8 protein-coding genes are annotated in these 13,592 nt (G+C 49.3%); 4 read left to right on the top strand and 4 right to left on the bottom strand.

Going from position 1 to position 13,592, the window contains the following annotated elements:
• Positions 1–246: 246 nt before the first annotated feature.
• Positions 247–1,794, bottom strand: a complete 1,548-nt coding sequence (locus tag ACX1C1_RS08175) for an RNA-guided endonuclease InsQ/TnpB family protein (RefSeq protein ID WP_458956607.1) — start codon at positions 1,792–1,794, stop codon at positions 247–249.
• Between the two features lie 249 nt (positions 1,795–2,043).
• Here ACX1C1_RS08175 and ACX1C1_RS08170 point away from each other — a divergent pair, with 249 nt between their 5' ends.
• Genes ACX1C1_RS08170 through ACX1C1_RS08160 form a run of 3 tightly spaced genes read left to right on the top strand, consistent with a single transcriptional unit; the run spans position 2,044 to position 4,878 of the window.
• Complete coding sequence (locus tag ACX1C1_RS08170; RefSeq protein WP_458956606.1) at positions 2,044–3,090, top strand: ABC transporter permease; 1,047 nt, start codon at positions 2,044–2,046, stop codon at positions 3,088–3,090.
• Positions 3,083–4,189, top strand: a complete 1,107-nt coding sequence (locus ACX1C1_RS08165; protein ID WP_458956605.1) for a hypothetical protein — start codon at positions 3,083–3,085, stop codon at positions 4,187–4,189. Before ACX1C1_RS08170 ends, ACX1C1_RS08165 begins: the two co-directional genes overlap by 8 nt.
• The gene (locus tag ACX1C1_RS08160; RefSeq protein WP_458956604.1) at positions 4,186–4,878 is read left to right on the top strand and encodes an ABC transporter ATP-binding protein; all 693 of its coding nucleotides are present in this window, start codon (positions 4,186–4,188) and stop codon (positions 4,876–4,878) included. Before ACX1C1_RS08165 ends, ACX1C1_RS08160 begins: the two co-directional genes overlap by 4 nt.
• A gap of 580 nt (positions 4,879–5,458) precedes the next feature.
• Here ACX1C1_RS08160 and aguB read toward each other — a convergent pair.
• On the bottom strand, positions 5,459–6,337 hold the full coding sequence (gene aguB / locus ACX1C1_RS08155) for an N-carbamoylputrescine amidase (RefSeq protein WP_458956603.1): 879 nt from the start codon (positions 6,335–6,337) through the stop codon (positions 5,459–5,461).
• A gap of 28 nt (positions 6,338–6,365) precedes the next feature.
• On the bottom strand, positions 6,366–7,400 hold the full coding sequence (locus ACX1C1_RS08150) for an agmatine deiminase family protein (protein WP_458957630.1): 1,035 nt from the start codon (positions 7,398–7,400) through the stop codon (positions 6,366–6,368).
• Between the two features lie 549 nt (positions 7,401–7,949).
• Here ACX1C1_RS08150 and ACX1C1_RS08145 point away from each other — a divergent pair.
• Entirely contained in the window at positions 7,950–11,963 is a 4,014-nt protein-coding gene (locus ACX1C1_RS08145; RefSeq protein WP_458956602.1) for an RCC1 domain-containing protein, read from the top strand.
• A gap of 88 nt (positions 11,964–12,051) precedes the next feature.
• Here ACX1C1_RS08145 and ACX1C1_RS08140 read toward each other — a convergent pair whose 3' ends face one another.
• A complete protein-coding gene (locus ACX1C1_RS08140; RefSeq protein ID WP_458956601.1) occupies positions 12,052–13,491 on the bottom strand; it encodes a GGDEF domain-containing protein in 1,440 nt (479 codons plus the stop codon).
• Positions 13,492–13,592: the final 101 nt, after the last annotated feature.

The raw sequence follows: 13,592 nt of genomic DNA, 5'->3' as shown, positions 1-13,592 counted from the left end.
TTGATTGATCCTCCATGAACTCTTCTCGAAGATCTAATGATGATCTAATCCTAAACGACAAGATTGAAATAGCAATTCGAGTCGCCTGAGCCGTACACTTGTTTCTGGCATTGAAGCAACCATGCATTACTACGAGAACATCGTCAGACAGATGTTTTTCGACAAACCCGATAACTAGAAAATTTATAAATTACAGTAAGAATATATTAAACTTTTCTTAATGAATACTCCCAACACTTACCGATGCTATCGCTTCGGCTGAAGTGGGGGTTTCGAATGTCTCAACCTGACTGATTGCAGGATGCTTAACACCCGGGGAGTTGACACGTTGACGGACTGGTTACCATCCAACCCCTCTATCCCATCCGTGCTCTTCGCAGATACGTTTGGGAATACTTTGCGCATAATGTTGGCTGCGCCGTTCACATCGGCATGAATCAAGCCCTTTGTGCTCCTATACAGTCCGCGATGAATCCGTCTGCCGCAGAACTTCCATGTCCCTTCATCACCATATCGCGGCAAGGGGTCGTGATCCAAAAAGCTTGCTTTCGACGTATACGCTTCTTCCGTCAGAACAACCGCTATCCCTTGGTCTGCCGCCTTATACTGGATCATACGGATCAACATCTGGTGCGGGATGTGGCAGAACGCCTGATTATGACGTCGTCCCATCGCTGTCGCTTGCTTCCAACCATCGTTATGTCCGATGACGATCGTACCGATGCGTTGTTCCACAGCCAACTGGACGATGTGGTGGCTGGCTTTGTGGAACAAATCTTTGATCCGGAGATGGCGCTTCCGATGCAAACGTTGCAGCCGTTTGGATGTAAAAGCTCCTTCTCGCGGGTCTTTGCCTTGACGAAGAATCCCGGTGTAGTGCGCTTTCATCTTATTGTAATACTGATTGATTGCTTTGACGATCTTGTCCTTCACGATCAGCGGCTGCGAACCCGTTGTCGTGACAATGGTTGCAAGATTGTCTACGCCCAAATCAATGGCCATTAGTAAATGCGGAGCATTTACGTCCATTAGTAAATCGGAACGATTTACGTCCATAAGGGACTCGGCACATGTTTCGCCCTGCACATGTTCTTGCGTTGTTTCCTTTTCCTTCTCTTTCATCGGACAAGCGAAGATCAACTCGACAACATAGTGTCCATGGCTCGGCACCACGCGTACTTGCTTCAGTTGTCCGTCGATACAGCCCAGCTTGCCGATGTTAAGCTGCAGCTTGGTCTTGGGCAGCTTAAGAAACTTCCGTTCTTTGATTACGCAATCCTGATTGGAGAACACCACTTCTTTCACCGGACGGCGAGCGTAACCCGGTATATTCGGTTTGCCGCTGTACTTCTCTGGATGTTTGCGATAATCCTTCATGCTCGCGAAGAAGCCTTTCCAATTCTGAAATACCACCTTCATAATGCCTTGACTGCTTTGCGCAGGGAGCGCGCGATAATCGGGTTGTTCCATCACTTTGAACAACGCGTCCAGAAAGGAGTAAGACACAAAGCTCTTCTCCTGTGAAGGCCGTTCAAACGGACGGGAACGATTTTTATCGCTCCGTCTCTCGTTCATCGCTTCGAGCTGCGATTCGAGTGTATCCATCACGTGTTGTTGCAACGGCTGGAGGGGTTCATTTCGACCAAAAGCAGTAAACACTTGCCGGATGAAAAAGTTGGTCGTGTTGTACAGATTTTTAGCGTTCTGACACACTTCATCCAGGTACGCAAACAACCGATGGCCGGGTTTAATCCACACGTGATGCGTTCTGTACATCACCGATGAATCCGACATGATTTCACCTCCACCTGAAAACAATATACGAATGTATGTTCCTATTCAATTATAACGTTAATACAGGTGGAAGAAAAGGACATCTTTCGGGCACGTTCAGGAGGTCCCCGATTCACCTCACCGCTTGCAGAAGCGGGAGTCCTCTCGACGAGTGCTGATAGAAAATAAAACAACGTCCTGTATAGTCATGATGTCGACTCGCACGATAGCGCGCCAACTCATTGATATGGAAAGGACGATTTTGTTCCCATGTTCATCTTGATCACCAGCTTGAAATCATTAATACGACAGCCACTGATCGTTTCGCTGCTACTCATCAACATGATCGTTATGACTCTGTCTCTCCTCACCGTATTATCCGTTCTAAACACCGAGTGGAAAACATATCTTCGGAATCGGAACACGGTCATCGTGACCCTGCAGGAGTACCCGCCACTTAAAACGCTACTAGACAAACTGGAATCGTGGAGAGATCACCCATCTGGTGTATCTCCTTCTCCGCTAGCGACAGCCAAGCTTCCACTGACATACGGAACCGCTCAAGGCGTCTACTCCGTCTCCGGCTTCGGCAAGGACAACCCCGCACTCGGCCTCTTCTCGGAATTCGAACCTCGGCCAGGGGAGATCCTGCTTAGTTATCCCCTCGCAGCCAAGCTTGGTGACGTCCGACCGGACAAGCTGCTTGGAGAGAACATCTATATAAACGATAGCCCCTTCGTAGTCGCCGGCATTGTAAAGGATAACTCTCTAGATACTGCCTTCATCTCCTACGAATCACTTGCAGAACTTGCCAATCCGCTTGTAACCGTGGTGTTCGCCGGGACCAGCTCAAGCGATATTGTAGATACGCTTATGGCGGACCTGCTTCCTTTTCACCCTACTATCCGCACAGAAGACGACGCCTTAATTCTTGCCCAATTCGAGCGGACACTGTTGCGATACACGGGAATCGCAGCTTTGCTCGCTCTTTTCTCGATCATCAGCTTTCTGCAATTGTTCCAATGCAAGCTGCGGGCGGATACCAACAGATGGAACATCTTCCGCTTGTTCGGTGCCCGCAGGAACGATATGCTCTATGCCGCTTTGATCGAGTCATTGGGTATTACGTTGACGGGATTCGGTAGCGGATTCGCGCTGTTTGCTATTTTGCACAAATATGTACAGATTCCGTATGTCGCGCTAACCTTTGATACCCTTGTATGTATCGTCGCTGTAGTTTTGTTGGCACTCCTCTTCGTCTGTCTGCTCGCTGCGATGCCATTCTATATTCGCAGAGGGGGGTATGAGCGTGCCTAGTTATTTGCTTTATCTTTCTCGCAAGCTGATGGGATCTTCACGTAGAATTTGGCTCATTTTACTGCAATTTTTGCTATTATTTTCATTATTCAACGTTCTCGCATACGACTTGTGGGAGGAACGACAACGCCATCGGCAGACGATGGACGCAATCGGTCGGAATTCTTACATATTAGACGCAGCGATTAGAGATATGAACACGATAAGAGGAGGCGATTGGCCTGATAGTTGGCTCCCCAGTCAAATCGAATATTTGAGAGAAAATTTCCGTGAACGATTGTCCTACTTTTACAGAGACTCTATCCTTGCAGCCGAAAACGGTAACGCCCTAGACGTATTGTACATCGACAAACCATTCTATCAACGACTGATGCATGTTTATTTCGATGGCAAAAAACTACCTTATTTCCACGACTGCGCAGTTCCCCCTCACTTTCTATTCCACGGAGAAGTGCGGGAGACAAGGCCCGATTACGAGTTGAATCATACAGACATGATACGTTACTTAACCCTTCAAGAGAGTAAGCCCTTCTTGGTGCTCCCCGCACCAAGCGATACGATTTATCAATCTGGACAAGGCGATTTATATCCGATTTATGCCGGCCCGCTAACCAATGAGGAACGAGCGCGCACAACCGAAGAGCTGACGCTTTTGAACGACAACATCAACTACTCCTTCCGCCTATTGGCTGAAATGCCAACCGAGAAGCACCAATATGAAGCGGGAAGCGCCATTCTCCGACTGGTGTTCCTTGCGGCGGCAGCCCTTATATTATTTGTAGGATATGTCGGCTCCATTCTGATGCTATATGCTATGAATCGCCGCTCCTTGCAGACGTTACGCTTATTCGGAGCCAGACTGCTCCATGCAAGAGCTATCGTCCTTGGTTGGAATACGTACTTGCTGTTGCCTAGTTGCATCGCAGCGCTTCCGCTCAGCTATTTGTATATTCGAGCGCAGGGGAGTGGCGATTTTTTCGGATCGTTCCTGCCATTCCCTTTCTTGCTGTGCATGTTGCTTGTCCTGCTTGGTGTCCTGCCACTCTTACGAGACAGCTGGTCGATTCATCATAAATTTGATAATGGAGGTAGATCATGACCTTACTTTCGCTGCGTGATGCGAGCAAATGTTATAAAGGAACATACACCGATACCAATGTCTTCAGTGGCTTATCACTCGAGGTGGAGGAAGGCGATTATCTTGCTGTAGTCGGACGATCTGGCGGAGGTAAGACGAGCTTGCTGCATATCATCGGTTTGCTAGATCCCAGCTTCGAAGGCCGTCTCCTATTTCGTGGACAAGATGTTCGTTCCTTGAGAGCCGCAGACTATCAGCGTATCCGCAACGAGGAGATCGGGTTCGTTTTCCAGAATTTCAGACTGATTCCGGAGCTTACGGTTTACGAGAACGTGGAAGTCCCACTTGCTTTCTCAACGAAGAAGGAGCTTCGCAGACACAAGAAGGAGCGAATCTCACACTTGCTGCAGGAGCTAGGTTTAACCGGAAAAGAAAAGGCGATGCCGCACGAATTGTCGGGCGGGCAGCAGCAACGCGTCGCCATTGCGAGAGCGCTGGCGAACGAGCCGGCCTTGCTCATCGCGGATGAACCAACCGGTAATTTGGATGAAGCCTCCTCGCACGCCATCCTAACGATCTTGCGAGATTTGAATGAGAAACACGGTATGACCATCGTGCTTGTTACGCATGATCCAGAGGTCATGTCGCATGCCGACAAAGTATATGAGCTGCGCAGTCTTATTGCCGCACCCTTACCTACAATGACTTGACTTGTGAGCCGGGGTGAAGTCAAGAAGATAAACCTCTCGCCCTATATCTGCGCAGCTATATACAAAATTGCATCCGTAGACGGTGAGCAAGGGGATGCGAGTGAATTAACCTTGAATGGATAAACAATCCTGCATTTTGTACATCATTCCGTCCTCTTTAATTCGAGGATCCGTGTATTCCTGTATTTCGCACAGCATTTTTTGTGCTGAAACCCTTCTTCACCCCGCCGGGGCTAGTTTTTCCTGTATCAAATACATCAATCTAGATCAGTTGGAGACAAACCGCAGAATATTGCTGTACGAAACACATCATTCACCCGAGGAAACAGCATACTCTAAGCACATTCTCAACCCACGTAAGTACAAGGTTCTAGTTCTTTACAATCCAAAAAAACCTCCTGACCCATCTGGTCAAGAGGTTTCTCTATCATGCGAGCTAGCTATGCGGCGGATGCTAGCACTTGTTCAGCACTTGTTCTGCACTTTTCCAGCTCTTGTTCATCACTGCCCACTGCCCATCACTTGTCTACTCATTCATCACTCATCCGGCACTGCCCAGCACTTACCCGCCAATTATCGGTTATCTTACCCGAATCTCGCCGTCATACGAAGCGATCACACCGTACAAGTCCGGGCGGCGGTCGCGGAAGATGCCCCACTCGATGCGCTGGACCTCCAGCTGGTCAAGATCGAATTCGGCGACAAGCACCGTTTCTTCGTCACGGCCCGCTTCGGCCACCATGTTGCCTTGAGGACCCGCGATAAACGAAGAGCCGTAGAAGTTGATCGTAGAATCTTCGTCTCCCTCTTCGCCGATTCGGTTAGACGCAATGACCGGCATGAGATTGCAAGCCGCATGACCCCTCATACACATCTGCCAGTGATCCTTGGAGTCAATTGAGCCATCCTGCGGCTCCGAGCCGATCGCAGTTGGGTAGAACAACAGCTCGGCACCCATGAGCGCCATGCTGCGCGCCGCCTCCGGATACCATTGATCCCAGCATACGCCGATTCCAATTTTGGCATAACGCGTTTTCCATACCTTGAAGCCCGTGTCTCCAGGATTGAAGTAGAACTTCTCTTCGTACCCCGGACCGTCAGGGATATGGCTCTTACGGTATTTGCCCAGCACCTCGCCGTCGGCGTCAATGACCGCAAGCGAGTTGTAGCGCGCATAGTTTTTCTTCTCGTAGAAGCTGATCGGCAGCACGACGTTTAACTCTTTGGCAATACCGCGGAAGTGGTTGATCGCTTTGTTTTCTTCCAGCTCCGTCGCATACACGTAGTAATCCGCTTTTTCCTTCTGGCAGAAATACGGCGTCTCGAACAGCTCCTGCAGCAAAATAATTTGCGCGCCTTCTGCCGCAGCTTGGCGCACCAGCTTCTCGGCGTTGCGAATATTCTCTTCTATGTTGGTTGTGCAGCTCATTTGCGTAGCCGCTACTTTCACGGTTCTCATCGGAATCGATACCCTCCTTCGAATTCTGTTAAACCCGGCGTGCCGGCATTTGTTGCGTCGTGCAGTGGACGTTGCCGCCCTCGCGAATAACAGCCATACCATCAATCGTACGAATTCGGCGCTCCGGGAACGCCGCTTGCAGCTTCTCGATCGCTTTACGATCCGTCTCCTCTGCCCCGCCGCCGAACACCGGCAGAATAATGCCGCCGTTGACGAAGTAGAAGTTCAAGTAGCTGAGCGTAAGGCGCGTTTCCTCATATTCGGCGTACGGAGGCTGTTCGATCTCGATGATCTCGAGCTTGCGGCCTTTGGCGTCCACCGCCTCGCCCAGAATACGACGGTTCTCTTGGGTAATCGCATAATTATCGTCGGATGGATCGTCGCACACTTGCAGGATAACCACGCCCGGCGCTGCGAAACAAGCGATATTGTCGACATGACCGTCCGTTTCATCCCCGCTCAGTCCGCGCTTCAGCCAGATGATGTTCTCTACATTGACGAAATCTCTAACATAACCTTCAATCACCTCGCGGCTCAGCTCGGGATTACGGTTCGTGTTAAGCAGGCATTCTTCAGTCGTCAGAAGGGTGCCTTCGCCATCTGTGTGGATGGAGCCGCCTTCCATGACGAGCGGCGCATCGAATTGCTTCACATTCACATGCTTCAATATTTGCGGCGCTACAGCATCGTCCAGATCCCAAGGCGAATATTTGCCGCCCCACGCATTGAACTTCCAGTTCACGCCTGCAACCTCGCTATCCTCGCCCACAACAAATGTAGGGCCGTTATCGCGAAGCCAAGCATCGTTATGCTCGATCGGCAGGCATTCTACAGCCTCGTTGCCAGCGAAGATCGCGCTCACTCGCTCGAGATCAGCAGGATTAACGACAACCGTAATCGGCTCAAATTCGGCGATAGCCGTCACCAGCTCGGCGTAACCTGCGCTCACTTGCTCGTAATGTTCGGGATAGACCATCGAGGCTTGTACCGGCCAAGAGATAAAAGTACGTTCATGCTCCGTCCACTCGGCCGGCATTGTATAGTTTAATTGTTTAGGATTCATCATGTAGAGCGCCCCCATTATCGCAATCGCATAGTACTTCAGACGTTCGGTGCCGCTGAAACCATCCTTATCATATAACAAATTTTCATGGCGCTCAATGCAAGAGAAGGCTGTCGCTGTCATTGTTCAAACAATTTGCCCCCCCTACCCTAGCAAAATAAAAGGGGCTGACTCAAAAGCAGGTTTCTCGCTTGAAGAAACAGCTCGCGTAATGAAATTAAGATTGATGGACGAGCATCTCCAGTTGTGTTGTTTCAGTGTTTTCCATTTCATAGTTCTCCATTTTATCATCCATGTAATAACCAAATACTTAATTATTTAATTACAAATACAATGGGGGCTGGGGGCGTTGTCAAGGGACCTTTTTTGCACATGAAATAGACCTAGCCGCTGTCAGTTTGAGCATGCTTTTGGTCTTAAGTCCTAGAATTTAGTAATTTGTCATATGACAAAAGTACTGACTCCGGTCACTATTCGACATGAACCGATACTCCTATAATAATACTGGTTATAAGAGATTCGTGAATAGGATGAAGGAGGATAAGCGCAATGGAACATGCAGGGTCGAGAGGAAAACGAAAGTCGCGATTGACACTACTATCAAAGTGTTTGATATTTTTCCTGGCAGTTCATGTGATACAGACAATGGCGTATTCGCCGATGACAACAGCAGCGCCGGGTAATGAAATGTCGGCGGCAGGCACCGGGGTAGTTGTATTTGGCAAAAATGATGTGGGACAGTTAGGGGTGGCAAATCCACCATGGATGGATGTGATTCTATATCCTACCGCAGTGTCTTCCCTATCGAATATTACGCAAGTAGCTGCAGGAGAAAAACATTCTCTTGCGCTCGATGCGGATTTCAAGGTTTATGGCATCGGAAGCAATACATTCGGACAGCTGGGAAGTGTCCCGAATGCGAACGATAATAGTATGGCATCTCCAGTCGAAATTGCGGGGCTGCCTCAAGTGAAGTCGATAGCGGCAGGAAAAGATTACTCCATGGCATTGTCGGTCACGGGCTCCGTATACATGTTTGGTTCATTGTCGTTTGGAGATTCGAATGTCTCGTACAGCGATCCAACGCCAACGCCAACGTTAATAAATGAGGAGCTGCCGGCCATGAAGGCTATTGCAGCAGGTCCTAACCGTGCGTTCATGGTTGCGGAGAATGGCGATGTGTATGCTCTCGGTAAGAAGGACGGGTATCTCCTTGGCGTTCCAGGCACAGGTTATGAGCACACGCCTATACAAGTATCGCTTCCGGGGGGAGCGAAAGCTGTAGATGTGTCTGTCGGGGAGGATCACAATTTAGTCTTAACAGAAAACGGCATCGTGTATGGTTTTGGTCTTAACCAGAACGGTGCTCTTGGCTCTTCCAATATAGGAAATAGCAGTGGTATGGGACCGACGCTTATGCAAGGGTTTCCGGGGGGCACAACCTTCTTCTCTATATCTGCAGGAGACAGGTATTCACTCTTCGCAACGGCTGATGGAATAGTTTATGGCATGGGTCTTAATGTTTACAACACACTGGGCATTGATTCGACAATGTATTCACAGCCTACAGCGCCAATACAAATTACTGGTCTTGAGAACGTGACGTCGGTAATTGCCGGTTATACGCACTCTCTAGCCATTACGGCAGATGGCAGTGTCTATTCATTCGGTCAAGGTTTAGATGGCCGGCTAGGTCAAGGCCAAGGTTATGACAATTACACGCAAGCCACACCTAAGAAGATTGTCGGCATGACGGGGTCAGCTGTTGCTATTGGGGGCGGCAATTCAAACGGATTTACTGTGGTTGCCGGAGAAGTGAACAGCTCAGTAACCTCGTCGAGCACAACCTTCGATAAACATCCTGAGAGACAGGCGAATATCCTCATTACAGCTACTCTAAGAGGGAATGTAGTAAGGGGCATCACTTATAACGGAAACACACTGCAGGCAATGACGGATTATCGTGTAAGCGAATCAGGTTATCAAATCACGATAAACAAATCCTACCTGGCCGGAACTGCTATAGGTATTGGGGACTTGGCTGTAACCTTTAGCGGCGGTGAAGATCAGATTGTGAAGATTACCGTAAGCGAATCACCGGTTCCAGATTTCAGCCAAGATGGTTTGTTCGTATTCGGGAAAAACGATTATAACCAATTGGGTCTTGCGGATGGCAACAACCACTGGTTGCCGCATCATCTGAATGCTTTTGGCGGCAACGAGGTTGTAGACGTCGATTCTGGGTATAGGCATACACTGGTTCTGACCTCGGACGGCAGTGTCTATTCCTTTGGCAATGGCAACGGAAGTGGCGTGCTGGGTCAAGGTGATTCGAATCATGAGAGTACGCCGAAACGGATTGAAGGTTTAACTCAGGCTGTGTCAATTGCCGCAGGCGGCATTCATTCATTGGTTCTGACGGCTGATGGTAAAGTCTATGCATTTGGAGCTGGCTATTCTGGGCAGTTGGGCGACGGCGAGTTCCATGCTGGTCTAAATGTGCCAACTCAGATTGAAAATTTGCCGCCGATTAAGGCGATTGCAGCTGGCAGCGAGCATTCTATCCTTTTGTCCGAAGCGGGAGATGTATACACGTTTGGTGGAGGGTACATCGGCCAATTGGGACAAGGCAAGTTCTATGTCGAAAGTAATGACTATGGCCTGAGTGTGCCGACCAAAATGATGAACTTGCCTAAGATCAAGTCAATTGCGGCAGGCTATGACCATTCCATACTCTTGTCAGAAGAAGGAAAGGTTTATACGTTTGGCGGAGGTTACTCCGGTCAATTAGGCGACGGTAACTTCTATGAAGAGGAACAAAATGGTGGATCAGCTTCGCCGATTTTGTTAACAAATCTGCCCAGCATGAAGCAAATTGCGGCAAACGGCGATCATACACTCCTATTAAGTCTGTCGGGAGAGGTATATGCGTTTGGCTATGGCGGGGCTGGCCAATTGGGCCAAGGGGTCTTCTATGGTTCCGAAGCTGAATATGGTCTTAGTGTGCCAACCAAGATTGAAAGCTTGCCCAAGATTAAAAAAATAACGTCGGGTATGAATCATTCCTTGTTCCTGTCGGCTGCAGGAGAAATATATGCATCGGGGAGTAATAACTCGGGTGAAGTTGGCCAGGATACTAGAGATTATAGTAAAATTTCCACACCAACACGTATTACGCAGCTGTCCAACGTTGTGAATATTGCGGCAGGCTACAATCAATCCTTTGCTGTGGTTAAGCATCATGTGTTAGACAGCAGTCTGGACCTAAGCACAGCGACCTTCGATAAATACGGACCGAGTCAAGTCGACATAAGCGTTGAGGTTCAGGAGAACGGCAATAAGCTTGCATTCATTCATGACGGCCAGCACGTATTAATCGCCGGGACAGATTATACGGAGGATGGGACGTCGATAACGATTAACGCCTCCTATCTGTCGCAGCTTGCAGTCGGAACGACGGAGTTGACGTTTGAGTTTAGTGAAGGCGCGGACCAAACGGTAACGGTAACGATTTCCGATTCTACGCCTCCTGGCGGCAACGGAAGCTCGGGCAATACTTCTGGCGGAGGAGCAGTGTTGCCGGTGCATTCGACCAATGGTCAGATTACCGTGCCAAGCGGATCCTCGGGAAGCGTCTCGCTGGATAATGCGGTTACGGTCATGATCCCGGCGGGTGCTTCCAATCGCGAGCTGAGAGTGACGATCGAGAAGCTCGCTAATACTTCAGGGATTATTCGCAGCGAATTGATGGCAAGTCCCGTATACGAGATGCTTAAGAATGTAGCGGGCAATTTTGACAAGCCGGTGGTGCTGTCCTTTGTCTTCGACAAATCGAAGGTTAAGCAAGGGCAATCGGTTGCGATCTTCTACTATGATGAAGTGAATAAGAAATGGGTTTCGATCGGCGGAGAAGTAAGCGGAAACCAGGTGACGGCGGATGTAGACCACTTTACGAAATTCGCGGTACTGGTTGTAGATGAGAAGACGGGACAACTGGTTGACGAGACGGCGGAGACGGTGGAGGAGCCTTCCTTCAGCGACATCGCTGGTCACTGGGCTGAAACCAACATTGAGGAAGCTGCGAAGCTTGGCATTACGGGCGGCTATCCAGACGGTTCATTCCAACCGGAAGCGCAAATTACACGCGCGGAATTTGCAGTTATGCTCGCCAATGCCTTGAAGCTGGAGGCTATAGCTGATTCATTAGCCTTTACAGACTGGACAAGCATTGGCAAATGGGCAAGAACGTCAGTAGCTGCGAATGCGGAAGTCGGTATCATTAAGGGCTATGAGGATGGCAGCTTTAGGCCGAATGCAAGCATTACACGCGCAGAGCTTGCTGTTATGATAGCTAGGGCTTACGGTTCGGATTACGCGGAGAATGCGAAGTCGGATTATGCGGACCAATCGGATATTCCGCAGTGGGCCGTAGGGCCGATCGCTTCCATCGAGAGTGTGGGCATTGTCCAAGGGCGTGATGGCAATCGCTTTGCTCCTAACGACACTGCTACAAGAGCGGAAGCGGTGACCATGATTCTGAGATTGCTGCAAGTGAAGTCATAATAATAAGGAGGACAGGCGCCCCAGGCGGCCTGTCCTCCTTATTAACTGGCATATGCAATGCGGCCTGGCCTGAGCACGTAGAGAGAAGCTACTCTCTCTCTCGACCGCGCTTCATCTCAAACATGGCGTTGTCGGCTGCATTAATTAACGCTTGCCCGTCGGTTCCATCAGCCGGGTAATAACTCGCGCCAATGCTGATGCCAATAGTAACGTCAAGTTTCCCGTACCTTGAGGTGTATTGGGCGAATTTCTCCTGAATGTGCTGAATGAGCGTATGAATCTCTTGAGGGGTAGGCGAGTTGCGAATAAGCAGAATAAATTCGTCGCCGCCCATTCTTGCAGCTGCACTTCGGTCGGCTGCTGCTTCTTGTAAGATTCGGGCCGCTTGCCGCAAGGCGTCATCGCCTGCGAGATGACCGCGATTATCGTTCAGCCATTTCAGTTGATCGAGATCGATCAGCAACACAGCAAGCGTCTCCTGGCAAGTCTTGGCCTCCTGCAAGGCGGCGTCTAGTTTCTCGTAGAAATATCTGCGGTTGGGAAGACGCGTAAGCGGATCGTGATAGGCGAGAAAACGAATTTCTTCCTCTTGCTGCTTCTGCGCCGTCACATCACGCAGGATGAGGAGAATATGCCATTCATTGTCGACCCATACATAGTCGGCGTTAGCGAGCAGCACCAAGCGGCCTGAGCTTGTGTCGAGCTCCGTCATGACTTGTTTGATCTCCAGCTGGGCCTCGATGCGGCTGTGAATGTCAGAGCCAAGCATCCCAAGACATAGACCCGGCGCCAGTCCAATTGAATCGAAGAAACGTTCCGCACCAGGATTAATATTTTTGACCTTGCCATCCAGGTTTACGAGTAGAATAGAGTCCGGGTTCAAGTTGAACAGCTTCTCGAATCGTTTGTCGTACAGGTTCAGGAAGTCATGCTTGCGCATCGTTCGTCTTAGGAAGTAGCACCACAAGATGCCGCTGTACAAATAAGGGTAAGGCGGCAAGCTGTCACCGAAGTTTATATAACCAAAGACAATATGCCAGGCAATGGATACCGCAATTCCCCAGATGAGCTGGATATAGATGGCTCGTTGCTCTTGCGTTTCGGCTTTGGAAATCGCCCTCATCAGTGGAATGATAAACAGGAGATCCATTAATACGCTAGATGACATAGCTACGTAGTAGCCTTCATTATAGACAGGCAGCTTCCACATGCCAACTTCTGCAAATTGCTGTGGAGAGATAAGCTGCGCGCCTGTAGCCAGATTGAGGATAACAAATATAAGCGGTAGATAAAACACCCAAGGGTACAGCCAGCGGGGAAGCCCGGCGTCTAGCCGAGTAAATTTAATCAGGAAATGAAAACATAAACCAGGGATTATGATCCCTACGCTGCTCAGCCAGAGGGAAGAGAGTAAGGGACTATGCTCGATGGACACCTGATTTCGGATGTACTCTTCCGCGAATAGCAGCAAGTAACAGAATGCAATTAAACTAAGCAGGATATGCTCAGTCTTCTTGAAGTTCCTCAACAGGACGTCTGTGGTCATATACGCAAAAAATAAAATGGGCAATCCATGAGAAAATAATAGTAGAAATGCCTCTTGTAGGCTCATTAAATCACCAAATCTTT

Source organism: Paenibacillus sp. strain BS8-2 (assembly GCF_054483835.1).
The sequence above is the reverse complement of the archived record's forward strand: the minus strand, read 5'-3'. Positions and strand labels throughout refer to the sequence as shown.